Origin of the sequence: Microlunatus parietis (assembly GCF_013407955.1) — a bacterium.
GTDB classification, from domain to species: Bacteria; Actinomycetota; Actinomycetes; order Propionibacteriales; family Propionibacteriaceae; genus Microlunatus; species Microlunatus parietis.
The window spans coordinates 6,275,221-6,299,692 of the sequence record NZ_JACCBU010000001.1 but is presented as its reverse complement, the minus strand read 5'-3'; the positions used below and the strand labels follow the sequence as shown (position 1 = coordinate 6,299,692).

Below are 24,472 nucleotides of genomic sequence, written 5' to 3'. Positions count from 1 at the left end.
CTGGGTTCAGCCTCGAAGGATCAGCCGTAGCGACGGGCACCGACGTACGGCATCGAGTCGAGCGGAGAGTAGCCGAGCGGCTTGCGCGAGTTCGGGGCGTGGAAGATCTGGCCGTTGCCGGCGTAGATCCCGACGTGGCTGGGCCGGGACGAGCTGTAGTAGAAGACCAGGTCGCCCGGGCGGAGGTCTTCCTTCGACACCGGCGTGCCCATCCTGAACTGCTTCGAGGACGAGTGCGGCAGGCTGACTCCGACCTTGCCCCAAGCCTTCAGGGTCAGACCGGAGCAGTCGTACGAATTCGGGCCGTCCGAGCCGAACACGTACGGCTTGCCCTTCTGGGTCAGCGCCCAGGCGAGCACCTTGGCGCCCTTGCCCGAACCGGAGACCTTCGGCTCGTCGTCCGAATTGCTGTCGTCGGAGTCGCTGTCGTCGTCGGAGTTGCTCTCGTCGGAGTCACCGCTGTCGGAGTCGTCGTCGCTCGCCTGGGCCGCGCGTTCCGAGTCCTGGGCCTGGCGCCGTTCCTCGGCGGCGAGCGCCTCACGCTGCTCGGCGGTCAGCCGGTCCAGGATCTTCTCGGCGTCCTTGACCTTCTTGTCGGCGTCCTTGCGGATCTTCTTGAGCTCGTCGCGCTGCTTCTCCAGCGACTCGAGCTCGTCCGCCGCGGACTGCTCCAGGGTGACCAGGGCGGCCTGCTGCTCCTGGTAGTCCTGCAGCGCGCTGTTCTGGTTCTGGGTGATCTTCTCGACCGTCGACAGCTGGCTCAGGAACCGGTCGGTGTCGGCGTGCAGGAACAGCTGCGCCGTGGTGCCGAGGTTCTTGTTCTGCAGGTTGGCCAGCGCCACCTGCCCGACGATCTTGCGGAGCTTGGCGATCTTGGCCCGCTGCGCCTGGAGACTCTGCTGCTTCTCCTTGAGCGACTTCTCGGCGTCGGCGATCTCCAGCTTGACGTCGTTGTATTCCTGGTCCAGCCCGGCGGCCTCAGCCTCGTGCTGTTCGATCTGGGCTTTCGCATCCTCCACGGTGAGCGGCGGCTCGGCCTGGGCGAACGTGCCCTGGGCGCCGACCAGCATGGTGACACCGAGAGTGACCGCAGCAAGGCCGAAGCCTGCCCGCCGGGTCACGGTGCGAAACAGCGATGATGTCCGAGCCCCAACGGAGCGTGCGGTCACGCGTACAGTCCCTTCTCACTCGACGCTTACCAGGTGAGCTGACGGATTCGGGCTGGGAAGGACGCCCTACGACTGCGCGTTCAGCGACTCAAGGCCGACCGCGCCCGCCGATTCACCCCAATAGATTGGTTCCCCGGCTTCCTCGTCCGCGCCGCTTCGTGGGCGACCCTCACGGTTGAGGAACTCAGCGTGCGCGATGTCCATCGCGCAGGGAACACACTAGGTCACGGAATGATCACGCGCAAACACCCGACACGCCGAATGTCGGCGTGTCGTTTCGAAGGGTGGAACATCCGCCCACGACACGGCCGGCCGACGGGGTTTCAGGCGTAGTCCTGCCAGGTCAGCGGGGACTGCACCGGCTCGACCTTGGCCGCGCCGGGGATCAGCCGGAGCGGCGGCACCATGCCGGACTCGGCCAGCGCCGCCAGCGCGGCCCGCTCGTCGGCGTCCAGGTCGACGCCCTCGGCCGGCGCCCCGAGCAGGACGCTGATCACGCAGTCGTCGCAGGCCGGGCCGCGTGCCGCGCAGGTGCCGCAGTCCACATGCAGACTTTCACTCATCGGTCCTCCTCGGGCCCGTTGTGCTTCCGTACGCCAGACTCTGCCGGGCACCACTGACAGTCTCGGTTTCCCGGGCGGGCCGACGCTCCCCGTACCCTCATGCCCGTGACTTCCGGCCCCGACTGGGCGACGCTGCGCGCGGCCTGCTGCTACGAGGACGAGGCGATCCTCGCCCTGAACAAGCCGGCCGGCATCTCCGTCATGGGCGAACGCCACGACACCGACCTGATCCGGCTGGCCGAGGCGACCGGCGAGACGCTGTATCCGGTGCACCGGATCGACAAGGTCACCTCGGGCCTGATCCTGCTGGCCAAGGAGTTGCGGTTCCACGGCGGGCTGACCCGCCAGTTCGCGCAACGGACCGCGGAGAAGCACTATCTGGCCGTGGTCCGGCCCCGGGGACTGCCGGAGCGCGGCACGATCGACCTGCCGTTGAGTACGGGCCGCAAGGGCCGGATCCGGATCGCCGCGGACCGGGCCGCGATCGAGCAGCACGGCGACCCGCCGACCTGGTCGGTTCCCGAAGCGGCGGTCTTCGGCCAGGTCCGCACGTATCCGTCGTTGACCACCTTCCGCCGGCTCGCCCAGGGCCCCGACGCGGACCTGCTGGAACTCAGCCCGGTCACCGGACGGCGGCACCAGCTGCGGGTGCACCTGGCCTGGATCGGGTACGCGATCGTCGGCGATCCGCTGTTCGCTGCGCGCGACGACTCGCCCGGCCGGACCGCGCTGCACTCCTGGCGGCTGGCCGTCGACGCAGAGTGGGCCGGCGGCCGGCGACTGCAGTTGCGGGCCGAGCCCGGACTGGACTTCTTCGCGGTCGCGCCCGGTCTCGACACGCCGGGACGTGCGGCACTGTCCGCGGCCCACGATTGACGGCACACTTGGCCCCGTGGGAACCGTGACCATCTCGGCCTCGTACGGCGCCGGCGGCAGCGTGCTCGCTCCGCGCATCGCCTCCCGACTCGGCCTGCCCTTCCTGGACCGGGCGATCTCCGTCGCCATCGCCGCCGAGCTCGGCATCTCGCCGGATGCACCCGAGGCGAAGGGTGAGAGTCCGGGCGGCTGGTGGGCCCGGCTCGCCAATGTCTCGGCGATGTCCTTCTACGCCGACCCGAGCCTGGCCGCGGTGCATCCGCCCGAGCAGCTGGTCCGGGAGCGATCGGAGAAGCGGCTCCGGGAGATCGCGGAGGGTGCCGGCGGGGTCATCCTCGGCCGGGCCGCAGCACTCGTCCTGGCCGACGTACGGAACGCGCTGCACGTCCGGCTGGACGGGCCGATCGAGGCCCGGATCGCCGCCGCGATGGAGCAGCACGGCCTCTCCGCCGAAGAGGCCAAGCAGAACCGCAAGATCAACGACGAGGCCCGGACCCGCTACGTCCGGCAGGCCTACCGGGCCGACCCGAACGCGGCCGAGCACTACCACCTGGTGATCAACACCAGCGCCCTCGGCTGGGACGCCGCGGAAGAGTTGATCATGATCGCCGCCGCCGCCCGCGGCATCCACCCGCCCGCCACTTGACCCGACCGCAGGCTGCGGCGAGGGCTGTCGTTATTCCTCCACGCCCGGAATGGTTAATCGTCAAAATTGCCTCCAGCGTGCGACTGGTGGAGGATTCGCGACAGCCTTCCGCGTGGCAGCGGGGCACCGACGACGAGGTTTGCGGAGACTGGGCAGGTGACGGAGGAACTGCTGGCCGGCGGGCATGACTCGGGACCGGTGTCTCGGGTCGGCAACACGGTGCGCCGGCCGGTCCGGCCGTGGACCCGGTCGGTGCACGCATTGCTCCGCCATCTCGAAGCGGTCGGCTTCACGGCAGCGCCACGGGTCATCGGTGTCGAGGAGTCCGGGCAGCGGGAGATCCTGACGTACGTCCACGGCAGCGACGGCCGGACGGCCCGGTGCTACGACGACGAGGCCCTGGCGGAGGTCGCCGGGCGGATCCGGGAGCTGCACCGGGCCGCCGCCGGCTTCCAGCCGCCGCCGGACGCACGCTGGCGGCCCGATCCGTACGCTCCCCCGGGGCCGCTGGTCTGCCACAACGATCTCGGGCCGGCGAATACGATCTACCGCGACGGAAAGCCACGGGCGTTCATCGACTGGGACTTCGCCACGCCGACGACGGCGGTCTGGGACCTGGGCTACGCAGTCCGGTCGTTCGTCCCGCTCTACGCCCCGGCGGATTGTGTCGCGATGGGCTACCCGCCGGACCGCCAGGCCGAACGGTTGCGGCTCTTCTGCGACGCGTATGGCATGGACCGGCCCACCCGCGAGGCCCTGCTGCCGGCGGTCCGGGCCCGGCTGGACGCGCAGTCCTCGGCCTTCACCGACCGCACGAAACAGACCCTCACCGACCACTGGCAGGACTGGTCCCGCTCCCTCACGATCTAGGGCTGGTACCGCGCCGGCGAACAACCCACCGAGTGGACCTGTTGACCGGCCAATCGGGCCCAGATCGAGGTCAAAGGATCCGCTCGGCGAAGTCCAGAGGGATTCGTCGAGCATGCGACGCGCAGTTGCGCGGATCCCGATTCGAGTTACGATACGGTCCGTGCCGTATCGAAAAAATCCAGCCGCGTCCCGCGCCGGACGGCCCAGGGACGATGAGCTGGAACAGCGCATCTTGGCCGCCGCCGCTGCCGTCCTGGCCGAGGGGGGCTACGAGGGCGTGACGTTCGAGGAGGTCGCCCGGCGCTCCGGTGCCGCGAAGGCGAGCCTGTACCGCCGCTGGAAGACCAAGCGAGAGATGGTGATCGCCGCGCTCAAGGCCGGCCCGGCGCGACGGGACGGTGCGGACGCGATCGACACCGGCAGCCTGCGCGGCGACCTGCTCGCCCTGTGCCGCCGGCTGGACCGGACGATGCGGTCGGCCGACAGCCGGACCGCGATGCTGCTGCTCCAGGCCGGGCTCGAGGACCCGGAGCTCTGCGAGGCGATCGAGGTCTCGACCGGGCCGACCGGCGCCCGGCTGCCGCGCCCGGTGATCGACTCCGCGATCGCCCGCGGCGAGCTGCCGGCCGGCGCGGATCCCTTCCCGTACGAGGAAATCGTCGGCTCGGCCCTGCTGCTCCGCCGGGTCAATGGGCTGCTCGTCGACGACGCCTATCTCGAGGCCTTGATCGACACCGTGCTGCTGCCCGCCCTGACCGCCACCGCCGGCCGCGCCAACCTGCCGGCCGGCATCTTCTCCGGCCGACCCGCCACCCAGACCAAGGAGATCCCGTGACCGACCTCGCCATCGACGGCTTCACGTACCAGAGACTGCCCGGCGCGGACGGCGTCGTCCTCAACGTCGCCGTCGGCGGCACCGGCCCGGCCGTCGTCCTGCTGCACGGCTTCCCGCAGACGCACTACATGTGGCGCCACGTGGCGAACCGGCTGGCCGACCGGTACACGGTGATCGCACCCGACCTGCGTGGTTACGGGCGCAGCGCGAAGCCCGCCGGCACCGATCCGGAGACGTACGCGAAGCGGACCATGGCCCGCGACGTCGTCGCCGTCGCGGAAGCCCTCGGGTTCGAGCGGTTCGGCATCGTCGGGCACGACCGCGGCGCGCTGGTCGGCGTCCGCGCGGGCCTGGACCACCCGGACAAGATCGACTTCCTCGGCGTCCTCGACGTGCTGCCGACGCTGGACACCTGGGCGGTGCTGCAGGGCGTGAACGCGAAGGTGGCCTGGCACCTCTATCTGATGGCCCAGCCGCCCGGCCTGCCGGAGAAGATGATCACCGCGGTCGCGCCGGAGTTCTTCGCCTCGTTCCTGGACGCCTGGGACACCGACGGCTCGACCTTCACCCCGGAGGTACGGCAGCACTACCTCGACAGTTCGGTCGCCGCGGTCGACTCGATCGTGGCCGACTACCGGGCGACCGCGGGCATCGACCTGGTCATGGACGAGGCCGACCGCGCGGCCGGCGCGACGTTGATCATGCCGGTCGGCGTCGTCTCGCAGGACTGGGGCTCCCGGCTCGGCTTCGACGCTGCCGCCCTGTGGCGCGCCTGGGCGCCCGATCTGACCTACCGGTCGATCCAGGCCGGGCACTTCATGGCCGAGGAGAAGCCGGACGAGATCGCCGCGTTCATCGGCGACCTCGCCGCCCGCGCCCTGCCCCGGCCGATCAGCCGTTCGCGGCCGTGAAGGCCTCGGCGTATTCGGCGGCGATCTTGTCGCCGCCCTCGGAGCGCCACTTCGCGAACGCCTCGTCGTAGTCGCTCAGCGGGTTGCGGCCGAACATGATGCCGGTCACCACGTCGCCGATCAGCTTGCCGAGTGTGTTCGCCTTCCGGCTCGCGGTGTCGGAGTAGAGGCCGATCGTCGGGTCCCGGACCGGGTCCGCGGTGGCCCGCTGGTGCCAGGCGTGCTGCCGGTCCACGCCGTCCCGCGGCCCGGGCCCGAGGATGGTCGGGGCGTCGACGATGTACTGCAGGTCCAGGAAGTTCGTCGTGCCCTGCTGGGTCAGCGTGGGCAGGTCGTTCTCCCAGGTGAAGTCCTGACCCTCGACGCCGTACTTGCGGTGCAGGTGTTCGGCCGATCCGATCGGCGCCGCTAGGTAGTTGAGGACGTTCAGCACGCCGCGGGTCCGTTCCTCGCCGAGTCCCTTCTTGATCACCGTGATCGCCTGGAAGCCGGTGCCGGCGAAGTGCGGGGCGTCGCCGCCGCCGTCGTACTTCGGCAGCATCATCAGGCCGAGCTTCTCGGTGCCCTCGGCGACGCCGCCGAGCTGGCGGACGAAGAGGTCCCAACCGGCGTAGCCGTCGCTGAGCAGGACGGTCCGGCCGGCGAAGAAGAAGTCGCGGAACTGGGTGTAGCTGGCCGAGGCGGCGTCGGGATGGAGCAGACCGGCCTTGATCAACTCGGCGGTCCGGGCGACCGACTCCTTCGTCCGCTCGTCCGCGTACGCATTCGTGAACTCGCCGCCCGACTCGCTCCAGCCGTTCGGCGCCCCGAGCATCTCGGCGATCTGGCCGCGCGCGTTGCCGGCGTTGGCCATCGCCCAGCGGCTCTGCTTCGGGTCGGTCACCGCCTTGCAGAGCTCGACGAACTCGGCGTAGCTGGCGGGCTCCGGATCGACCTGCAACTGCTCGAACAGGTCCCTCCGGTAATACATCGCTCCGCCGGCCACCGAGCGCGGCTGTGGCACCGCGTAGACCGTGCCGTTGGAGACCGTGGGCTTCCAGGATGCCTCCGGAATGTTCGCCAGATAAGGAAAATCGTTGATCTTGTCGCCGGCCAGGTAGGGCCCGAGGTTCTCGAACAGGCGCTCCATCACGCGCGGCTGATCCGGTGTCGGCAGCGGGAACATCATCACGTCCGGCAACGAGCCGCCGGCCACCATGGTCTGGAACTTCGGCGCGTAGTCGGCCGACGGGATCGGCTGCAGCTCCAGTTGGGCCCCGATCTCGGTCTGCACCTGGGCGTAGAACGTGTTCCGGTCCGGTCCCGGCGGTGCCGCGATGAACGTCGGGTACATGATCGTGATCTTGTCCAGCCCCGCTCCCGGCGGGGAGTCGAAGACCGGCTTCGGATCCCTCGGGTACGCGTAGTAGCCGGGCATCAGGACTTGATCACCGGGCAGGTCGGGCTTGATCAACTCCACCGGCGTGTACGAGGGCAGCTGGGCGTTGACGTTGGCCGCGCCCTGGTTCGTCTCGATCGTCTTGTCCGGGGTGCAGGCGGCCGACGTACCGACGGCCAACGCGCCGCCGGCCAGCGTCGCGGTCTTGATCAAGGAACGGCGGGTCAGGGTCCGGGACTCCCGGTCGAGCTGCGTGGGGTTCTCCATGGTTCACTCCGATGTGGTTATGGATGACCCGGCAAACGGCTACCGCCGTGTGGCACGGACCTGGTCGGTCCAGGCCAGCCGGGTGTCGAGGGTGGTGGCCAGCAGGCGTTGGAACTCCGCCAGCCGGGACGGGTCGTTACGGATCGCGCGCGGCGTCTGGTTGGTGTCGAGCGCATGCGCGGCCAGGGCGCCGGCGGCTTCGCCGATCACCCATTCCACCGGGTGCAGCCGGTAGCAGCCGTTGGTGATGTGGGTGGAGCCGATGTTCTTGTTGCCGGGCAGCAGGTTGTCCACCCGCTGCGGGATCAGCGCGCCGAGCGGGATCTGGAACGGGTAGTTGGACACGTCGATGTAGTTGCGCGGCCCGTTGCCGGAACCGGTGCTGGGATGCAGGTCGATCCGGTACGACCCGACGCCGACCGTGTCATGGAAGATCTCCGAGCCGTCCGGGAGACCGGCGGCCTCTCGGGCCTGGACGCCCAGATGTTGTTCCAGCACAGTGAATTCGGCCTTGATCCGCCGCGATTCCCGGATGTACGGACGCAGTGCGAGTTGATCATCGGAGCCGAGCAGATCACCTCGTGGCCGCAGCCCGCGGTAGCCGGTGCCGCCGTCCAGCCGGGGGGCCTCGGTCTGCATCCAGTAGAGGAAGGACAGGCTCTGCGCCCGGGAACCGGCCAGATGCCGATCGACGGTTCCTTGATCGACTCCGAGGATCGGGCCGTCCATGTAGTCGATCTGCGGCCAGTTCACCAGCGTCACGTCGCCGCGGTAGCGGCCCTGCTCGTGATGCCGCCGGGTGAAGATCCGGCGGTAGTGCCAGAAGTCCCGGGTCACCGCTCCCTGCCAGGAATCCGGGTCCTCGAAGATCGCCCGCTTGCGCGGCGCCAGGGTCTGCGGGTCGACGTCCGCCCAGCCGAACAACGGGCCGGGCCAGAACTCCCCCGGCCGGTAGTCCCGCCAGTAGTCGTAGGCGGCCGGCTTGTCGATCGTGTGATCACCGTCCGGGTCGTAGTCCACCGCGAAGCACCAGGTGAACGACTGCTGGTTCAGCGGCTGCGCCGGGCCGTCCACCGCGTGCAGTTCGCCGGTCTCGTCCCGGCTCTCGGCCCCGTAGACGTGCTCGACGCCGGCCAGCTCCAGCAGGTCGCCGGTCTCGGTCGCGTCGATCACGTACGGTGCGGTCAAGATCGACTCCGCACCGGTCCGGCTGGACCGGACCCGGACCGAGCTGACCCGGTCCCCGTCCGCCTCGGCCGCCACCGGTTCATGATCAAGAAGGACCAGCAGCTGCCCGTCCGAGCGGTACGGCGCGAGCAGCTCGTCGATCACCGCGACCGCGACCCGGGGTTCGTGACAGATCGGGCTCACCCCGCCGCCGCCCGGGTTCAGCAGGTCGTTGGTGCGGGCGTCCTCGTTCAGCGGGTAGGTCCGCCGGTAGTAGGAGCGGACCCCGTTGCGGAACCGCCGGTACAGCCGCGACGGCGATTCCTTCTCGATCCACGGATGCTCGTCCGGCGGCACCGCCTGCGAGGTCACCTGGCCGCCCAGCCAGGGCGACTCCTCGGTCAGGATCACCTTCCGGCCCAGCGTCAGCGCGGCCAGCGCGGCGCCGACGCCGCCCAGTCCGCCGCCGATCACCAGAACCTCGGTCGATCGCTCCGTCATCGGTGACCACACCTCCGTGGGATAGTGATAAAGCGCATTACGCAATACGCTAAGAGCGGGTCGGGGCCGGCGTCAAGGTGCTGTCCGGCGCCGATTCGGCGAGAATCCACGGACGAGGTCGTACGAGAGCCTCGAGATCGGCGCGGCGAGGGAGGACGAACGTGGCACGCAGGGCTCGGACCGGGCCGCGGCGGGTGTCGCAGGCCGACGTGGCCCGGCACGCCGGCGTCTCCCCCGGCATCGTGTCGTCGGTGATCAACGGCCGCGACTACGGCTCGATCCGGGTCAGCGACGCGACCCGGGCCCGGGTCATGGAGTCGGTCCGCGAACTCGGCTACGTGCCCGACATCGCGGCCCGCAACCTGGCCGGCGGCAGCAGCCGGCTGATCGGCGTGTTCACCTACGAAGCCCTGTTCCCGTTGGGATCGCAGAGCTTCTACCACGACTTCCTGGTCGGCATCGAGGAGGCGGCCGACGAGGCCGAGTACCACCTGCTGCTGGTCACCGGCGCCAAGAACGAGGACCGCCGCCGGTCCATCTACGCCGGCGGGGTCAACCACCTGCGGCTGGCCGACGGCGGGCTGCTGCTCGGCACCAACGAGCAGACCGACGAGATCGTCCGGCTGGCCGGCGAGGGCTACCCGTTCGTCTTCGTCGGCGAGCGCTCCTTCCCCGGCGTCGAACTGTCCTACGTCGCCGGCGATTACGTGGGCGGCACCGCGGCCCTGGTCGGCCGGGCGGTCGAACTGGGCCACCGGCGGATCGCGATGGCGCAACTGCAGCCGGACGAACCGATCCCGGGCCGGCAGACGGGCTTTCGGACCGGCCGTGAGCAGTACGGGCTCGCTGCCGAGGACGCGCCACTGCTGCCCGTCTCCCTCGGGCCGACACCCGGCCGGCTCAGCCTGGACGACTTCCTGGCCGAGATCGTCCGGCGCGACATCACCGCCGTCATCCTGGAGAACAACGGCTTCGTCGAGCCGTTCCGGGCGGCGGCCCGGGAGCGCGGCCTCGACATCCCGGCCGACCTGTCCCTGATCGCCCTTGGCGGCACCCAGTTCCGCCCGGAGAACGCCGGCCTGACCGAGCTGAGGATCCCCCGCTACGAGATGGGCGCCGAGGCCGTACGGCTTCTGCTGCGGCTGATGGCGGACCCGTCCGGCGGCCCGCTGCGCACCCGGCTCAGCTGCGGCATCCTCGAGGGCGAGACCCTGGCACCGCCGCCGGTTCGAGCCTGAGCGCCCAGGCGGGATCAGTCCCGGTTCTACCCGGCGGCCTCGTCCTCCGTGGTGCCGGTCTCCTCTCGATCATGATCAAGGTCGTCACCGAGCGGGTTCCAGGCGTCGATCAGCCGACGAGTGTCGACGGCGTGCTCGGTGCCGGGCGGCAGCTCGGCCCGCCCGGCGAGGAGACGACGCCACAGGCCGCGGTGCCGATCGCCGTCGAGCGTGATCATGATCTGGCCGCGGATCGGTGCCTCCCGGTGGGTGGCGGTCAGGCACACGTACCGGCGGCCGGTCTTCTCGGCCCGCCAGATGATCATGGTCGGCAACGGCAGCAGCCCGGCCCAGGCGACCAGCTCGCCGGGGCTGTCCACCAGCACGGACACGTCACCGATGATGTCGAGTTCACGACTCGCCCGGAGCAGAACGGCGATCTGGTGCGCATGATTCGATGACATCGACCACCTCCTCGGTACGCGGCGAGGGGGAGGGCTTGGCCTTCTCGATGAGCCTCTGACACTAAATCTATGGAGACATCACACATTATGGTCAGCGTGCGGAAGAGATTCAAGGACGGATACCGGTGATCGGAGGAGGGATTCCGGGGTCGGGTTAACCGGAGGGTCGGGTCGTCGGCCTGCCGGATGGGCACTCAGGCGTGCGGTAACTACGCTGCCGGAGTGGACCGTGTCGCCATCCCCGCCAACCCTGTCCGGGCCTGGGCCTCGCCCGGCCTGTGGCTGGCCGGGGCGACGCTCTGGCTGGACGGCCTGACCGGCCTGCTCGGCCTCGGGGTTCTGCTGCTCGCCGCGATCGGCCTGCTGACCCTGCCGATCGTGGTCGGCTTCCCACTGTTCGCCCTGCTCGGCCGGCTGCTCTGGCGGCTCGGCGACAGCCAACGGCGGATCCTGGCGACCGGCACCGGTGCGGTGATCGCCCGGCCGGACCCGCCGGCGGCCACCTCGGCGTTCCGCGGAGCCTGGGGTTACCTGCGGAACCGACACACCTGGCGCCAGCTCGGCTACTGGCTGGTCCGGCTGCCGCTCTCCTTCGTCACGGCGATGGGCGTCGTACTGGCGCTCGCACTGCCGATCACGCTCGCCCTGCTGCCGGCCTACTGGTCGTCCTTCCCGACCCGGTCGGCGTCGGTCGGCCCGATCACCGTCGACTCGTTCTGGGTCGCGGGACTGGTCAGCACCTGCGCGGTCGCCGCCGGTCTGGTGGTCAGCCCGTTGTTGATCAAGCTGCTGGTCGAGGTCGATCTCGCGGTGGCCCGGCGGCTGCTCGGCGGGACGTCGCTGACCCGCCGGGTCGAGGAGCTGACGGTCAGCCGGGCCCGGGTGGTGGACGCCGCCGAGGTGGAGCGGCAGCGGATCGAGCGGGACCTGCACGACGGTGCCCAGCAGCGGCTGATCGCCGTCGCGGTGGCAATCGGCCGCGCCAAGGTACGGCTGCGGGCGGCCGGAGCCGACGCCGATCCCGAGATCATCCGGTTGCTGAACCAGGCGCACGCCGACGCCAAGACCGCGATCACCGAACTGCGCGACCTGACCCGCGGGCTGCATCCGCCGGTCCTCACCGACCGCGGCCTGGACGCGGCGCTGTCCGCCCTGGCCGGCCGGCTGCCGATCCCGGCCGAGATCACCGTCACGCCCGACCTGACCGGTGACCGGCGGCCGCCGGCGGCGATCGAGTCGGCCGCCTACTTCGTGGTCAGTGAGGCGCTGACCAACGCCGCCAAGCACTCCGGCGCGACCAGGATCACGGTCCGGATCGGCCGCCTGGGCACGAATCGGATGTCGGTCGAGGTGATCGACAACGGCCGCGGCGGCGCCCGGTTCTCGGCCGGCGGCGGCCTGGCCGGCCTGGCCGGGCGGGTGCAGGGAATCGACGGAACCTTCACGGTGGACAGCCCGCCGGGCGGACCGACCATGATCAGAGCGGAGTTGCCATGCGAGTCGTGATCGCCGAGGACTCGGTGCTGCTGCGCGAGGGCGTACGGCATCTGCTGACCGACGCCGGCGCCGAGGTGATCGCCGCCGTCGAGGACGCCGAGCAGTTGCTCCGGGCCGTCGACCATGATCAACCGGACGTCTGCGTCGTCGACGTACGGATGCCGCCGACGTTCCTGGACGAAGGGCTGCGCGCCGCCCTGGTGATCAGGCAGCGGTGGCCGGAGATCGGCGTCCTGGTGCTCTCCCAGTACGTCGAGGAGCGCTATGCCACCGAACTGATCGGGGACCGGACCGAAGGGGTCGGCTACCTGCTCAAGGACCGGGTGGCCGAGGTCGAGGAGTTCATCGAATCGGTGCAGCGGGTGGCCGCCGGCGGTACCGCGATCGACCCCGAGGTGATCAAGCAACTGCTGGCCCGGAGCCGCCGCGCCGACCCGATCGCCGCCCTGTCGCCGCGGGAACGGGAGGTGATCGCGGCGATGGCCGAGGGCCGTTCCAACGCGGGCATCGCCGAGCTGCTGGTGATCGGCCCGGCCGCGGTGGAGAAGCACATCTCGAGCATCTTCAGCAAGCTCGGTCTGAACCCCGACGGCGGCGAGCATCGCCGGGTGCTGGCCGTGCTGCGCTACCTCGGCGTCACGGGATGATCACCCGATGAGCGAGATGGCGACCACCATGATCACGCCGACCCGGCGCCGGATGTTGATCATCGTCCTGCCGCTGCTGGCGCTGAGCGTCGTGATCGCCGGGCTGATCATCAGCCAGGACCTGCTGCCCGGCACCAGACCGTACGAGTTCAGCACCGAGCGCGCCGCCGTGCCGACGGTCACCGTGGACGCCGGTCGGACGGGAGTTGATCTTGATCTGCGGGCCGGGCCGGCCGGCCGGATCCGGGTCTACGGCAGCGGCAGCTACAGCGGCGAGGTACCCGAGATCACGGTGTCCGACGACGGCAGCCGGATCGACGCCGACTGTCCCTCCTCGTCCTCGTACGACTGCGAACTGGAGCTGTCGGTCGAGGTCCCGGAAGGCACCACCGTGATCGCGACCAACCGGGACGGCCCGATCGAGGCGCAGGGCTTCAACGGCAGCCTCCGGCTGAGCACGCGGGACGGCCAGATCCGGATCACCGACGCGGCCGGCCCGATCGACGCCGAGAGCGACAACGGCCGGATCCTGGTCGAGGAGTCGTCGGCCCGGTCCGTGTCGGCGAAGACCCGCAACAGTGAGATCACGCTGGAACTGCTCCGGCCGGACAGCGTGGACGCCAGCACGACCAACGGCACGATCGGGATCGACCTCGGACCCTGCCAGCCGTACGCGGTCGAGGCGGACGCCGGGGATGAGGCCCTCATCGTCGTCCCGACCGATCCCCGGGCGCCGCGGACCGTACGGGCCCGCGCCAGCAACGGCAGCGTGTTCATCGAATGCGGCGGCTAACCCCCTCAGTCTCGGATCGGCGGCGATCCGAGGCACGGCAGTCCCACTGGTCACTCTGGCCCCAAGTTTTTCACGTAACGTGAAAAACTGACGCTTCCCCACAGTTACTTCTCGCGGGAAGCGACAAGAAGTGTGGGGAAGACGGAGACCGGGCCAACGCGAAATGTCAGTCGTGTGATTTAGCGTCGTCGGCATGGTCCAGGGATCGGCGGCTCGCGACGCGATGGCGGCCCAGCCGTCGTTCGACGAGCTCGGCACGCCGCTGCCGGCGGTCACGTTCTGCGTGGTCGACCTGGAGACCACCGGCAGCACCGACGCGGACGCGATCACCGAGATCGGCGCGGTCAAGGTGCGCGGCGGCGAGGTGCTCGGCGAGTTCCAGACCCTGGTCAACCCGCGGTCGGCGATCCCGGCGCTGATCCAGGTGCTGACCGGGATCACCAACCGGATGGTCGCCGACGCGCCCAGGCTGCCCCAGGTGCTGCCGGCGTTCCTCGCGTTCGCCGAGGGCTGCGTGCTGGTCGCGCACAACGCGCCGTTCGACCACGGCTTCCTGCGCCGGGCCTGCGCCGAGTTCGACTACCCGGCGCCGCGTTGGCTGGTGCTGGACACGGCGGCGATGGCCCGGCAGATCCTGCTCGCCGACGAGGTGGCGAACTGCCGGCTGGCCACGCTGGCCCGGCACTTCCACTCCCCCACCACGCCGAACCACCGGGCGCTGACCGACGCCCGGGCCACCGTCGACGTGCTGCACGGGCTGATCGAGCGGGTCGGCAACCTCGGCGTGCACACCATCGAGGACCTGCGCGAGTTCAGCCGCAAGGTGTCGCCGGGCCGCCGGGCCAAGCGGTCCTGGGCCAGCGATCTGCCGGACGCCCCCGGCGTCTACCTGTTCGTGGCGGAGCACGGCGACGACCAGCAGGTGCTCTACGTCGGCAAGTCGGTCAACATCCGGCGCCGGGTGAGGACCTATTTCACCGCTGCCGAGTCGCGACGCCGGATGGACGAGATGGTCCGGGTCGCGACCGGCGTCGAGGCGGTCGAATGCGTGACGGCGCTGCAGGCCGAGGTGTGCGAGCTGCGGCTGATCGCAACCCATGCGCCGCGCTACAACCGGCGGTCCAAGTTCCCGGAGCGGCAGCACTGGATCAAGATCACCACCGAGCCGTTCCCGCGGCTGTCGCTGGTCCGCACCGTCCGCGACGACCAGGCCAGCTACTTCGGCCCGTTCCGGCAGCGGCAGTCGGCGAACGACGCGATGCTGGCGCTCTACGACGGCTTCCCGATCCGGCAGTGCGCGACCCGGATCACGCTGGCCCAGACCTCGCCGTCCTGCGCGCTGGCGGAGCTGGGCAGGTGCAGCTCGCCGTGCGACGGCAGGATCAGCCGGGCCGACTACGACCGGATCGTCGACCAGGTCCGGTCCGCGCTGAGCGACGACGTCCGGCCGGCCGTCGCGGCTTTGCAGCACCGGCTGCGTCGGCTGGTCAGCCAGCAGCGGTACGAGGAGGCGGCGACCATCCGGCACCGGCTGGCGACGCTGACCCGGACCGGCCGGCGCTATCACCGGGTCAACAGCATCGCCCGCTGCGCCCAGATCGTGGCCGCCCGCCGGGTCGAGCGGGACTGGGAGATCCACGTGATCCGGCACGGCCGGCTGGCCGGGGCCGCGCTGGCCAGGCCGCACGAGGTGCCGCAGGCGGTGGCCCGGGCGTGCGTCGCGACCGCCGGGACGGTGGCACCGCCGATCGGGCCGCTGCCGGCCGCCGGGATCGAGGAGGCGGAGCGGGTCGCCGACTGGCTGGAGCAGCCCGGGGTGCGGATCATCGAGATCGACGGCGACTGGTCCTGGCCGTTGTACGGGGTGCTGACCGACGAGCGGCTGCCGGAGCTGCTCGACGTCCTGCCCGGCTGAAAAGACCCCAACTGAAAAGGCGTTGTCGCGCGCGGCTTCGGGTGGGCAGGATCTGCGGCATGCGTCCGTACGAGGAGTTGGTGAGCGAGGCAGCCGAGGCCGACGTGACGGGCTGGAGCTTCGACTGGCTCGACGGCCGGGCGACCGAGGAGCGGCCGCCGTGGGGCTATGCCCGGCTGCTCGCCGAACGGCTCGGCCGGGTCGCCAGCGCGCTCGACCTGGACACCGGTGGCGGCGAGGTGGTCGCCGAGGCGCCGCGGTTCCCGGCCCGGATGTGCGTCACCGAGTCCTGGCCGCCCAACGTCGAACGGGCCCGCGCTCTGCTCGGCCCGCGCGGCGTCGACGTGCACCCCACGGAGCAGGGCGGGCCGCTACCGTTCCCCGACGGCACCTTCGAGCTGGTCACCTCGCGGCACCCGATCCGGCCGGACTGGCCGGAGATCCATCGGGTGCTGGCGCCGGGCGGCCGCTACTTCGCCCAACACGTCGGGCCGAAATCGGTGGTCGAGCTGAGCGAGTTCTTCCTCGGCCCGCTGCCGGGAGCCACCGACGGGCGCGATCCCGCCATCGAACGGGCCGCCGCCAAGCGGGCCGGGCTGGCCATCACCGACCTGCGCACCGCCCGCTGCCGGATGGAGTTCTTCGATGTCGGCGCTGTGGTCTGGATTCTGCGCAAATGCGTCTGGTGGGTGCCCGACTTCTCGGTCGAGAAGTACGAGGCGGAGCTGCGCCGGCTGGACGCCCTGATCCGGGACCGCGGCTCGTTCGTCGCCCACTCGACCCGGCACCTCATCGGGGCCGCCCGGCCAGCAACTCGTTGATCACGGCGGCGGCGTCCATCGCATCCCCGCCGGGCCCGATCTCGCCCCGGTCCGCGTACCAGAGCGCGCCCTCGACCAGCCGGGCGAGGCACCAGGCGAGCAGCCGGTCCGGCGGCACCTGGACGATTTCGGCCACCAACGCGACCCGCTCGCGCAGCACCGGCGCCGGGTCGGCGTGGGTGAACGGGTCGTCCACCTGGAGCAGCAACGGACTGAAGTCGTAACCGGGGTCGCCGATCATCGGCTTCGGATCGATGATCTTCCAGGAGCCGTCGGCTGCCGACAGCACGTTGCCCGGATTGAAGTCGCCGTGCACGACGACCTCGCGGTCACCGGTGTGCGGCAGCGTGCGCAGCAGCTCGGCGCCGCGGGCGACCAGGCTCCGGTCGTACGGCGGCGCCAGTTGCCGCAGCCGCTCCTCGACCAGGTCGGCCCACTCCGCGGCCACGTCGGTGAGTCGTTCCATCCCGGAGTCCGGCGGCGGGATCCCGTGCCGCCAGACCCTGGCCAGCAACTCGGCCGCCACCGTCAGCCTGGTCCGCGGCGGCTGCTCGGCGGCGGTCAGCGGGACGCCCGGCCGACAGCGCTCGATCAGCAGCGCGTAGTCCGCGGGCTCCTCCCGGAGCAACCGGACCGCACCGTCGCCGGCCCACCAGCGCAGCGCCGCCGCCTCGCCCCGCGCCTCCCGGTGCGGCAGCGACAGCTTGAGCACCGCGTCCTGCCCGTCGGCGGTGGTCGCCGCGACGACGTGGGCCGCGCTGCCGCCGCCGAACGGCTCACCAAGATCAAGTTCCCACCGGGCGGCATAGCGCGCGACGAGCTCGGGAACGCGCTGCCGCCACTCGGTCTCGGGCTGAAGCATTCCGTCACCTTAGGAGGGGTCGGCGCCGGCGGCACAGGCGAGGTCGGTTGGAGACGATCTTCCTGGCCGGGCGGGCCGGCGTTCGGGAATACTCACCCGTCGTGATCAGCCCGCCGGACGACGACGCCCTGCTGGAGTTGGTGCACCGGCATTGGCCGGTCGGCGAGGTCCGGCTGCGACCGCCGCCCCGAGGGACCCACAACCTGACTCGGATCGTCGTCGCCGACCGGCCGATCGCCGTGCTCCGGCTGTATCAGACTCTTGATCATGATCGGGTGCTGGCCGAGCACCGGCTGCTGGCCCGGCTGGCTGCCGCCGGCCTGCCGTTCCGGGTGCCGACGCCACGGCCGACGCGCGACGGAGCGACCGTGATCGAATCCCGCTGGGGTGCGGTCAGCCTGATCGACTGGATCGAGGGACAGCGTCCCGATCTCGGCCGGGACGACACGGCGCGGGCGGCCGGGCGCGCCCTGGGCCGGCTCGATGCGGCCCTGGCTGGCGTACCGGCGAAGGATGCTCCGTTCGACTGGCTCAGCACGGACGTCGGCCGGGCCGGGCTGGACCACGCGATGATCACGGCGCTCGCCGCCGCCGGCCTGCCCGGTGATCAGGTCGATTGGCTTCATGATCATTCCGGCAGCCCGCTCGGTACCGCGAACCTGCCGGTGCAGATCATCCACTGCGATGTCGGAGCCTACAACCTGCTGGCGATCGACGATCCGGCGATCCGGATCACCGGCGTGATCGACTTCGAGTTCGCCGGGCGCGACCTGCGGGTGTTCGACCTGACCATCCTGCTGTACCAGAGCGGCTACCTGCACGACCCCGATTGGCGAACCAGGACCACGGCTCTGGTCGGGGGCTACGCCGAGGCGGTCCGGCTGGACCCCGCCGAGATCATGATCATCCCCGAGCTGATCATGGCCCGGGCGCTGGGCGCGGTCGGCTGGCGGGCCGGCTTGTGGCGGAGGGGTGCCGTCTCGGTGGAGGACGTCGCGGCCCGGATCCCGGACGCCGTACGGACCGAGCGCTGGATCGGCAGGCATCGCGCCGAGCTGATCGACATCCTCGGCCGCGCCATGGTTGCCCCACCAGGGTCTTCGCCGTGATGACCGGACGAGACCCGCCGAGTTCTCGGTCGCCCGCTGGTCTATCCGACCAGCGCCACCAACCTTCGGAGGTCCACCATGGCCAAGATCATCGCGCAGGCATCGTTTCACTGGACGGCTACATCGCCGGACCCGACAACTCAGGATTCGACCGCCTCTTCGCCTGGTGCACAGCCGGTGACGTCGAGACTCCGTCGGCGCAGCCGGACCGGCTCACCTATCGCACGTCGGCCGCAACCGCCGCCTACCTGCAGGACCTGGTCGATCGCACCGGGGCCTTCGTGGTCGGCCGGCGCCAGTTCGACGACACCAACGGCTGGGGCGGTTCGCACCCGGCCGGCAAGCTGCCGGCCTTCGTCGTCACCCATCGACCGCCCACCGGGTGGGTCAACACCGACACCCCGTTCACCTTCGTCACCGGCGGCATCGAGTCGGCCATCGGGCAGGCCGTTGCCGCCGCCGATGGCAAGGACGTCGGCATCGGACCCGGCAGCATCGTCGGCCAGGCCCTCGACCTCGGCCTCCTCGACGAACTCCGAGTTGATCTTGTGCCGCACCTCCTCGGCGGCGGCACCCGCATGCTCGACGGCGTCACCGACGCGCCCGTCGACTTCGCCGATCCCAAGATCATCACCCGCACCGGTGTCACCCACCTGATCTACCGCCGAACCACCAGCACCTAGTGTCGTGCGTCCCTAGTTCCTTAACAGTTGGCGACGCCCAGGCACGCACCTCGCGGCGTTCTCCTCAGTCGATATATGACCCGATATGTCTTCCTCGTCGGCCTGGCGATGCACGCACCTGGACACCGCCACCTGTCAAGGAACTAGGGACGCACGACACTAGACGGATGAGCAGAGCGCGCGCAGGTAGCGGCGCCGGACGACGTACTGCGCGATCCGCAGCAACGGGTGCAGGGCCCGCCACGGCTGGTGCGGCGCCGGCCGCGTGATCGAACTGATCGTCAGCCGTACCTCGTCGCCGGTGCGGTCCAGCACGAAGGACTCCGTGCCGGAGACGGGGTGGCCCGGCAAGGTCCGGTACGTGAAGCCGACCCGGTCCGGCTCGGTCATGACGGCGACGACCTCGACCGGCTCGACCACGGCGAACCGGCACAGCCGGGCGGTGATCATGACCCGCCGGCCGGGCACCACCGGGCGGTCGTCGTCCACCCGGAACCCGCTCGCGGTCTTCACCCGCCAGCGCAGCAGGTCCGCGGCGGCGCGGTCCCAGATCTCGGCGCCGGTCCCGATCACGGCGCTCGCCTCGGACCGGCGGTCTTTCATGATCATTACCCGCGCCGCGGTTCCGGGTCCGCCCTGCCGCTCTTCCGCAAACCGCGCCGCAGCGCCGCGGTGATCGCGCGGCGGATCACCGGGTTGCGGTCGTCCAGCAGTGCGGCCAGCGCGGTCAGTTGATCAAGGGCGGCGAACGCCGTGGCGCTGCCGTCCGGGTCGACGCCGTCGTACAGCTCGAGGCCGATGAAGGATGCGGCGACGGCGCGGGACAGCCCGGCCGGATCGACCAGCCCGGCCAGCGGGGTGTCCGCGATCAGCCGGGCCGCCACGGTCTCGATCTCGTCGATCCAGAGCCGGAGACCGGCCGCGGTCGCCGGGCCGAGCTGCGGATTCGTCTGGGCGCCGGCCAGCAGCTGGGCCAGCACCCGGACGTTGCCGTCGGCCTGCTCCTCGGCATGGATGGCCCGGCCGAGGTCGAGCAGTTCGGCCAGCGAGCCGACCCCGGCCAGCCGGTCCCGATAGCGGGCGACGCGAAGTTCGGCGGCGTGCTGGCAGGCGGCGGCGAGCAGGGCGTCGACGGTGCCGAAGTGGTAGAAGATCAGCGCCTGGTTGACGCCGGCGGCGGCCGCGATGGTCCGGGCCGACGTCTTCGCGATCCCCTGCTCGGTCAGGCAGGTCAGGGTGCCGGCGAGCAGCCGCTCCCGGGTCGCAGCCGTTCTCGATTCGGTCACGCGCGGGCCTCCTCACGTACGGGTCGGAGCCGGCCCGGCGCCTCGGTGACCCGGACGAACTCGGCGTCGAACGTACCGTGATAGCCGAACAGCGGCCCGAACCACCGGTTCACCACGCGCACCCGGACCCGGAACCGGCCGGTCGCGTCGTCGTACGACTCCCGCACCTCGGCGTCGCCGCCGATCAGCCCGGGCACCCGCAGGTCGACCGGGCCCTCGCGGAACCGGTGCTCGCCGGACCTGATCAGCAGCGACCCGTCGGGTTCGGCACTGAGGTGCATGTCGCTGGCCAGATGCTGATGGGTGCCGAGATAGTCGACGATGCAACCGCGCGCCGGGCTGTGGATCATCGTCGCGTCCCAGTGCCGCTCGCGGTTGCCAGGGAAGCTGAAGGTGCGGGCGAAGGTGACGGTCTCGCGGCCGTACCGGTCGAGATAGGGGAAGTTGTCGATCCGGAACGGCACGCCCGCGCCGGCCTGCGGGACCAGGATGTGCCGGGTCGCGCCGAGGGCGAGGAACGGCCGGACGAAGCCGCGGCCGTGCCAGACCCGCTCCATCACGCCGCGGCCGATGCAGGCCTCGCCGCTGTCCAGGCCGACCGAGAAGCGTCGCCGCAGTTGCGGGTGCAGCCGGTCGAAGTCGGCCCCGATGGCCTTCTGGAAGATCGAGGTCACCTTCACTCCTTCGTCGGTACGGCGGCTCGGCGGCAGCGACAGCCGGCCGCGTGGTAGTGGCACCGGCGGGCGGCCGGCGTGGTGGGCAGCAGGGCAGGCCAACGGCGGCCACCGCCATGATCAGCGGGTACGGCGAGCGCAGTGCGACGACCAGGCCGACCGCCAGCGCGACCGCCGCAGCGCGCACGGCGACCTCGGCCCAGGCCTGCCGGAGCGACCGTTCCGGCGCGATCCCGCGCTCGCACCAGAGCCGCAGCCGGTCGAACGACCAGGCCGTGGCCCAGGCCAGCAGCGGCCGGACCAGCAACCGATCGACCCAGCGGCCGGGCCGGCCCCAGCGCGGCTGGTAGTCGTACCCGGTGCGGAACCGGACCGTGCCGCCGTCCGGCCGATAGCGCCAGTAACCCTGGCCGGTCCGGATCGGACAGTACGGGTGCGGCGAGCCGAACCGGAGCACGGAGATCGCGCCGCCGTCGCGATGCCGCCGGTCGGCGGCCGTGGCACCGGTGCCGGCGATCACCAGGCCCGGCGCGACCCGGGTCGCGTACCGGAACCGCTGCGGCGTGCCGGGCCCGTCGGGCGGCAGGTAGCTGATCGAACCGAACCGCAGATCCCAGCGCTGGTGCTGGTCCGGGCGTTGGGTCCGCTGCCAGAGCAGGTCGAGATCGGCCGCGATCACGGTTTCGACGAGGAGTGCCATGCCACCTCCCGGTTCGCACCGCTTGAGCGATCGCTCAAGATGAATCTAGCAGATGTATTGAGCAATCGCTCAAGATGGAGTGCGGCCCCGGTGAGCGTCTCGTCCTTCCTCCACGGTTCGACCATTGCCGCGTGGCATTCGTGTGGAGCGCGGGTCGTCCGCTCTCCGGCCCGTGGCGGCTCACCCCGGTGGGCCGGGCACCACTAGGCTGAGCGCCATGTCGACTTCGCCCGAGGAGCAGCGCCGATGGTGACCGCGATCGTCTTCGTCAAGGCCGATGTGGCCCGGATCCCCGAGGTTGCCGAGCAGCTCGCCGCGCTCGACGGGGTCAGCGAGGTCTACTCGGTGACCGGCCAGATCGACCTGATCGCGATCGTCCGGGTCCGCGACCACGACGAGATCGCCCAGGTCGTCGCCGACCGGCTGAACAAGGTGCCCGGCGTCCAGAGCACGGAGACCCACATCGCCTTCCGCAGTTACTCCAAGCACGACCTCGATTCGGCCTTCGCGCTGGGCACCGACTGAGCGATGGCGAACCAGCAGCCGCCGGAGCCCTGGTCCTGGGACCTGCCGCAGGCACCGCAGCAGCCTCCGGCACCTCCTCCGCAGCAGCAGCCGCCTCCGCAGCAGCCGCCTCCGCCGCCGCAGCCGCCGCCCCGCCGACCGCAGGCCCAGCAGCCGAGCGGCCCGCCGCCGGACCGGTCCCAGCAGCCGCCCACCCCGCAGCGGGCCCTGCCATCCTCCGCGGCCGAGCCGCTCGATCTCGGCGGACCGGCCGTCGCCACGGACGAAGCGCCGGCGGCCGACCCGGCTCCGGCGCCGGGATCCGATCCGGTCTCGGATCCGGTGCCGTGGCTGCCCACCCGGGTGTTGTTGATCATCACCGCTGTTGCCGTGGTCGCCCTGATCGTCACCGTCGGCGTCATCCTGGCCCTCTGGCTGACCCCGCCGATGCAGCCGCTGAACGTACCCACGATTCCGGCCGGCTGACCCTTCGACAGTGGCGTTCGCCCCTGGTGAAGCCCGCTCCGGCGGTCCTATCCTCCAGCCATGGCGGGCGGGCGGCGGGTCGTGGTCTGGCCGGCGGTGCTGATCGCCCTGGGCGTCGAGGCCGCCGGGCTGACCGCCGTGACGCTGGCCAGCTACCTGACCGAGTCGGACACCGGACTGTTGCGCTGGGTGCTGCCGGCCGTCGTCGCCTTCGGCTTCGCCATGATCAAGATCGGCATCGACCTGAACCGGCCCGAGATCCCGCCGCCGCACGGAGCTCGGCCGGTCCGGCGCGGCCGGACGGTGGGCGTCGCGGTCCTGGTCCTGGTGCTGCTGGCCGGCACCGGGGTGGTGGTCGGGCTGGGGCTTCGGACCGGTTTCCAGCTCCTGACCGCGACCCAGGACGGCGTGAACCGACTCGACGAACCGGTCGCCGTCAACCGGTCCGGGCTCCGGTTCCAGGTACGGGAGGTCGTCGTCACCCGCGACTTCACCCGGGTCCGGCTGGCCGTGACGAACCGCACCGACAACACGGTGGACCTGCCGCTCTACCGGAACTGCCTGCTGACCGCCGCGACACGACGGCCGAGGCGAGCTCACTGCCGCTGCGCAGCCGCTGGAGCGAGACCGTACCGGTGGGAGCGACGGTCAACGGCGTGATCGTCTTCACGTCACCGCTACCGGCCGGCGCGGACGAGGCCGAGCTGAGCTTCGGCACCGTCTTCCGGCACGGCTTCGACGGACCGGAATCGGTCTCGATCAAGCTCCCGCTCAGCTGAACAGGACGAGCTTCGCCGCGATCGCCACCAGGCAGGCGGCCGCGACACTGGCAAGACCGACGGCCTCCCAGGTCCCGCGCCGGTCCCGCGGCGCGTAGGCGATCGTGGCGCCGGCGATCGCTCCGACCACGATCCCGCCGATCAGGCCGATCCAGCCGAGCGAGTTGAACGCGGCCAGGATGTTGAGCAGCACCAGCAGGACGAGCAGGGTGATGTCGGGCCGGATGTCCTCGCCGGTCCGCCGTTTGAAGATCGCGTTCGCGCCGAGCAGGCCGACCAGCGCCGTGGTCGATCCGGCGAACCCGTAGTTGGTCGGTGCGACCAGGAACAACACGGTCGCCCCGCCCAGCCCGGCGATCAGGTAGAGCGCCGCGAACCGGACCGAGCCGAGCTCCGATTCCAGGCTGCGGCCGGCCATCCAGAGCACCAGCAGGTTCATCAGCAGGCCGAGGATCGCGAAGAACGATCCGGATCCCGTGGTGATCAGCCCGTACGTCAGCAGCCGCCAGAACTGGCCCGTCTCGATGTAGTAGCCGGCCATCTCGAGAACGGCCGACACCAGCCCGCCGGTCGGCAGGTCGAGCAGGAAGGTCGCGACCAGGATGCCCATCAGCACCTTGGTGACGATGCCGCCGCCGGCCCGCAGATTGGCACCGAACAGCGAACGCGGCGTGCGGGTCGTCTGCTGCCCGGCGCTGACGCAGCGCGGGCACTGGAAGCCGACCGACGCGGTGTTCATGCACTCGCCGCAGATCGGCTTCCTGCAGCGCTGGCAGCGAATGCCGGTCGGCCGGTCCGGGTGTCGATAGCAGACCGGATCGGCCGGCGCGGTGAAGTCGGGTCCGGCCACCT

At 70.9% G+C, this 24,472-nt stretch carries 28 protein-coding genes and 1 riboswitch; of the genes, 18 read left to right on the top strand and 10 right to left on the bottom strand.

The genetic code is table 11. From position 1 onward, the window contains the following. Positions 1–20: 20 nt before the first annotated feature. Both BKA15_RS30345 and BKA15_RS30340 read right to left on the bottom strand, forming a co-directional pair. Positions 21–1,121: a C40 family peptidase gene (locus tag BKA15_RS30345; RefSeq protein ID WP_179757372.1), complete on the bottom strand. Its 1,101-nt coding sequence runs from the start codon at positions 1,119–1,121 to the stop codon at positions 21–23. Positions 1,122–1,178: 57 nt separating this feature from the next. Beyond that, positions 1,179–1,369, bottom strand: a riboswitch (cyclic di-AMP (ydaO/yuaA leader). A gap of 123 nt (positions 1,370–1,492) precedes the next feature. After that, the gene (locus BKA15_RS30340) at positions 1,493–1,732 is read right to left on the bottom strand and encodes a hypothetical protein (protein ID WP_312879543.1); all 240 of its coding nucleotides are present in this window, start codon (positions 1,730–1,732) and stop codon (positions 1,493–1,495) included. A 105-nt stretch (positions 1,733–1,837) separates the two neighbouring features. Between BKA15_RS30340 and BKA15_RS30335 the strand changes: the two genes are divergently transcribed. From BKA15_RS30335 to BKA15_RS30315, 5 genes are all read left to right on the top strand, one after another. Next, positions 1,838–2,608 carry an RluA family pseudouridine synthase gene (locus tag BKA15_RS30335; protein ID WP_218871643.1) on the top strand — a complete coding sequence of 257 codons (771 nt, stop codon included), beginning with the start codon at positions 1,838–1,840 and terminating at the stop codon, positions 2,606–2,608. A gap of 16 nt (positions 2,609–2,624) precedes the next feature. Further along, positions 2,625–3,254: a cytidylate kinase-like family protein gene (locus tag BKA15_RS30330; protein WP_179757368.1), complete on the top strand. Its 630-nt coding sequence runs from the start codon at positions 2,625–2,627 to the stop codon at positions 3,252–3,254. Between the two features lie 156 nt (positions 3,255–3,410). After that, entirely contained in the window at positions 3,411–4,124 is a 714-nt protein-coding gene (locus BKA15_RS30325) for a phosphotransferase (RefSeq protein ID WP_179757366.1), read from the top strand. A gap of 160 nt (positions 4,125–4,284) precedes the next feature. Further along, the gene (locus BKA15_RS30320; RefSeq protein ID WP_312879542.1) at positions 4,285–4,959 is read left to right on the top strand and encodes a TetR/AcrR family transcriptional regulator; all 675 of its coding nucleotides are present in this window, start codon (positions 4,285–4,287) and stop codon (positions 4,957–4,959) included. Continuing rightward, positions 4,956–5,870: an alpha/beta fold hydrolase gene (locus BKA15_RS30315; RefSeq protein ID WP_179757362.1), complete on the top strand. Its 915-nt coding sequence runs from the start codon at positions 4,956–4,958 to the stop codon at positions 5,868–5,870. The genes BKA15_RS30320 and BKA15_RS30315 overlap by 4 nt, the downstream gene beginning before the upstream one ends. Here BKA15_RS30315 and BKA15_RS30310 read toward each other — a convergent pair. Both BKA15_RS30310 and BKA15_RS30305 read right to left on the bottom strand, forming a co-directional pair. Continuing rightward, entirely contained in the window at positions 5,851–7,515 is a 1,665-nt protein-coding gene (locus BKA15_RS30310; protein ID WP_179757360.1) for an extracellular solute-binding protein, read from the bottom strand. The two genes, BKA15_RS30315 and BKA15_RS30310, sit on opposite strands and share 20 nt — an antisense overlap. 39 nt (positions 7,516–7,554) lie before the next feature. Next, a complete protein-coding gene (locus BKA15_RS30305; RefSeq protein ID WP_179757358.1) occupies positions 7,555–9,183 on the bottom strand; it encodes an FAD-dependent oxidoreductase in 1,629 nt (542 codons plus the stop codon). A gap of 161 nt (positions 9,184–9,344) precedes the next feature. Between BKA15_RS30305 and BKA15_RS30300 the strand changes: the two genes are divergently transcribed. Then, positions 9,345–10,421, top strand: a complete 1,077-nt coding sequence (locus BKA15_RS30300) for a LacI family DNA-binding transcriptional regulator (RefSeq protein ID WP_179757356.1) — start codon at positions 9,345–9,347, stop codon at positions 10,419–10,421. Between the two features lie 26 nt (positions 10,422–10,447). Here BKA15_RS30300 and BKA15_RS30295 read toward each other — a convergent pair whose 3' ends face one another. Beyond that, a complete protein-coding gene (locus BKA15_RS30295) occupies positions 10,448–10,864 on the bottom strand; it encodes a hypothetical protein (protein WP_179757354.1) in 417 nt (138 codons plus the stop codon). Between the two features lie 222 nt (positions 10,865–11,086). Between BKA15_RS30295 and BKA15_RS35115 the strand changes: the two genes are divergently transcribed. The 5 genes from BKA15_RS35115 to BKA15_RS30265 all read left to right on the top strand — a co-directional run bounded on the left by BKA15_RS35115 (position 11,087) and on the right by BKA15_RS30265 (position 16,537). Further along, the gene (locus BKA15_RS35115; RefSeq protein ID WP_218871642.1) at positions 11,087–12,370 is read left to right on the top strand and encodes a sensor histidine kinase; all 1,284 of its coding nucleotides are present in this window, start codon (positions 11,087–11,089) and stop codon (positions 12,368–12,370) included. Then, the gene (locus BKA15_RS30280) at positions 12,358–13,008 is read left to right on the top strand and encodes a response regulator (protein ID WP_179757351.1); all 651 of its coding nucleotides are present in this window, start codon (positions 12,358–12,360) and stop codon (positions 13,006–13,008) included. Before BKA15_RS35115 ends, BKA15_RS30280 begins: the two co-directional genes overlap by 13 nt. Positions 13,009–13,015: 7 nt before the next feature. Beyond that, a complete protein-coding gene (locus tag BKA15_RS30275) occupies positions 13,016–13,801 on the top strand; it encodes a DUF4097 family beta strand repeat-containing protein (protein WP_179757349.1) in 786 nt (261 codons plus the stop codon). Positions 13,802–13,994: 193 nt separating this feature from the next. Further along, positions 13,995–15,716, top strand: a complete 1,722-nt coding sequence (locus BKA15_RS30270) for a DEDD exonuclease domain-containing protein (RefSeq protein WP_246322454.1) — start codon at positions 13,995–13,997, stop codon at positions 15,714–15,716. Between the two features lie 59 nt (positions 15,717–15,775). Further along, positions 15,776–16,537, top strand: a complete 762-nt coding sequence (locus BKA15_RS30265) for a class I SAM-dependent methyltransferase (protein ID WP_179757347.1) — start codon at positions 15,776–15,778, stop codon at positions 16,535–16,537. Here the strand turns inward: BKA15_RS30265 and BKA15_RS30260 are convergent. Further along, positions 16,506–17,399, bottom strand: coding sequence for an aminoglycoside phosphotransferase family protein (locus BKA15_RS30260; RefSeq protein ID WP_179757345.1), 894 nt, complete (start codon positions 17,397–17,399; stop codon positions 16,506–16,508). The two genes, BKA15_RS30265 and BKA15_RS30260, sit on opposite strands and share 32 nt — an antisense overlap. 47 nt (positions 17,400–17,446) lie before the next feature. Here BKA15_RS30260 and BKA15_RS30255 point away from each other — a divergent pair, with 47 nt between their 5' ends. After that, on the top strand, positions 17,447–18,508 hold the full coding sequence (locus tag BKA15_RS30255) for a phosphotransferase enzyme family protein (protein ID WP_179757343.1): 1,062 nt from the start codon (positions 17,447–17,449) through the stop codon (positions 18,506–18,508). After that, on the top strand, positions 18,508–19,191 hold the full coding sequence (locus BKA15_RS30250) for a dihydrofolate reductase family protein (protein WP_179758788.1): 684 nt from the start codon (positions 18,508–18,510) through the stop codon (positions 19,189–19,191). The genes BKA15_RS30255 and BKA15_RS30250 overlap by 1 nt, the downstream gene beginning before the upstream one ends. 159 nt (positions 19,192–19,350) lie before the next feature. Here the strand turns inward: BKA15_RS30250 and BKA15_RS30245 are convergent, their stop codons facing one another. Genes BKA15_RS30245 through BKA15_RS30235 form a run of 3 tightly spaced genes read right to left on the bottom strand, consistent with a single transcriptional unit; the run spans position 19,351 to position 21,151 of the window. Beyond that, on the bottom strand, positions 19,351–19,794 hold the full coding sequence (locus tag BKA15_RS30245) for a DUF1990 family protein (protein ID WP_218871640.1): 444 nt from the start codon (positions 19,792–19,794) through the stop codon (positions 19,351–19,353). Between the two features lie 5 nt (positions 19,795–19,799). Continuing rightward, positions 19,800–20,477, bottom strand: a complete 678-nt coding sequence (locus BKA15_RS30240; protein WP_179757339.1) for a TetR/AcrR family transcriptional regulator — start codon at positions 20,475–20,477, stop codon at positions 19,800–19,802. Next, positions 20,474–21,151 carry a DUF4166 domain-containing protein gene (locus tag BKA15_RS30235; protein WP_179757337.1) on the bottom strand — a complete coding sequence of 226 codons (678 nt, stop codon included), beginning with the start codon at positions 21,149–21,151 and terminating at the stop codon, positions 20,474–20,476. Before BKA15_RS30235 ends, BKA15_RS30240 begins: the two co-directional genes overlap by 4 nt. Before the next feature lie 116 nt (positions 21,152–21,267). Between BKA15_RS30235 and BKA15_RS30230 the strand changes: the two genes are divergently transcribed. The 5 genes from BKA15_RS30230 to BKA15_RS36665 all read left to right on the top strand — a co-directional run bounded on the left by BKA15_RS30230 (position 21,268) and on the right by BKA15_RS36665 (position 23,620). Next, positions 21,268–21,501: a hypothetical protein gene (locus tag BKA15_RS30230; protein ID WP_179757335.1), complete on the top strand. Its 234-nt coding sequence runs from the start codon at positions 21,268–21,270 to the stop codon at positions 21,499–21,501. A 596-nt stretch (positions 21,502–22,097) separates the two neighbouring features. Beyond that, positions 22,098–22,376 carry an Lrp/AsnC family transcriptional regulator gene (locus BKA15_RS30225; protein WP_179757333.1) on the top strand — a complete coding sequence of 93 codons (279 nt, stop codon included), beginning with the start codon at positions 22,098–22,100 and terminating at the stop codon, positions 22,374–22,376. A 3-nt stretch (positions 22,377–22,379) separates the two neighbouring features. Continuing rightward, positions 22,380–22,841 (top strand): hypothetical protein, encoded by a 462-nt coding sequence (locus tag BKA15_RS30220; RefSeq protein ID WP_179757332.1) that lies wholly within the window; start codon positions 22,380–22,382, stop codon positions 22,839–22,841. Between the two features lie 60 nt (positions 22,842–22,901). Beyond that, positions 22,902–23,501, top strand: coding sequence for a hypothetical protein (locus BKA15_RS30215; RefSeq protein WP_179757329.1), 600 nt, complete (start codon positions 22,902–22,904; stop codon positions 23,499–23,501). Continuing rightward, positions 23,498–23,620 (top strand): hypothetical protein, encoded by a 123-nt coding sequence (locus BKA15_RS36665; RefSeq protein ID WP_281385332.1) that lies wholly within the window; start codon positions 23,498–23,500, stop codon positions 23,618–23,620. Before BKA15_RS30215 ends, BKA15_RS36665 begins: the two co-directional genes overlap by 4 nt. On the opposite strand, the gene BKA15_RS37080 is transcribed toward BKA15_RS36665, so the two are convergent. Further along, entirely contained in the window at positions 23,613–24,470 is an 858-nt protein-coding gene (locus tag BKA15_RS37080) for a rhomboid family intramembrane serine protease (RefSeq protein ID WP_179757326.1), read from the bottom strand. The two genes, BKA15_RS36665 and BKA15_RS37080, sit on opposite strands and share 8 nt — an antisense overlap. Between the last annotated feature and the right edge of the window lie 2 nt (positions 24,471–24,472).

Excerpts from the sequence above, each read along its gene's own strand:
- BKA15_RS30340 (WP_312879543.1), bottom strand. The coding sequence starts at position 1,732 with ATGAGTGAAAGTCTGCATGTGGACTGCGGCACCTGCGCGGCACGCGGC.
- BKA15_RS30310 (WP_179757360.1), bottom strand. The coding sequence starts at position 7,515 with ATGGAGAACCCCACGCAGCTCGACCGGGAGTCCCGGACCCTGACCCGC.
- BKA15_RS30305 (WP_179757358.1), bottom strand. The coding sequence starts at position 9,183 with ATGACGGAGCGATCGACCGAGGTTCTGGTGATCGGCGGCGGACTGGGC.
- BKA15_RS30295 (WP_179757354.1), bottom strand. The coding sequence starts at position 10,864 with ATGTCATCGAATCATGCGCACCAGATCGCCGTTCTGCTCCGGGCGAGT.
- BKA15_RS30280 (WP_179757351.1), top strand. The coding sequence starts at position 12,358 with ATGCGAGTCGTGATCGCCGAGGACTCGGTGCTGCTGCGCGAGGGCGTA.
- BKA15_RS30275 (WP_179757349.1), top strand. The coding sequence starts at position 13,016 with ATGAGCGAGATGGCGACCACCATGATCACGCCGACCCGGCGCCGGATG.
- BKA15_RS30270 (WP_246322454.1), top strand. The coding sequence starts at position 13,995 with ATGGTCCAGGGATCGGCGGCTCGCGACGCGATGGCGGCCCAGCCGTCG.
- BKA15_RS30265 (WP_179757347.1), top strand. The coding sequence starts at position 15,776 with ATGCGTCCGTACGAGGAGTTGGTGAGCGAGGCAGCCGAGGCCGACGTG.
- BKA15_RS30260 (WP_179757345.1), bottom strand. The coding sequence starts at position 17,399 with ATGCTTCAGCCCGAGACCGAGTGGCGGCAGCGCGTTCCCGAGCTCGTC.
- BKA15_RS30250 (WP_179758788.1), top strand. The coding sequence starts at position 18,508 with ATGACCGGACGAGACCCGCCGAGTTCTCGGTCGCCCGCTGGTCTATCC.
- BKA15_RS30245 (WP_218871640.1), bottom strand. The coding sequence starts at position 19,794 with ATGAAAGACCGCCGGTCCGAGGCGAGCGCCGTGATCGGGACCGGCGCC.
- BKA15_RS30230 (WP_179757335.1), top strand. The coding sequence starts at position 21,268 with ATGATCAGCGGGTACGGCGAGCGCAGTGCGACGACCAGGCCGACCGCC.
- BKA15_RS30225 (WP_179757333.1), top strand. The coding sequence starts at position 22,098 with ATGGTGACCGCGATCGTCTTCGTCAAGGCCGATGTGGCCCGGATCCCC.
- BKA15_RS30220 (WP_179757332.1), top strand. The coding sequence starts at position 22,380 with ATGGCGAACCAGCAGCCGCCGGAGCCCTGGTCCTGGGACCTGCCGCAG.
- BKA15_RS30215 (WP_179757329.1), top strand. The coding sequence starts at position 22,902 with ATGGCGGGCGGGCGGCGGGTCGTGGTCTGGCCGGCGGTGCTGATCGCC.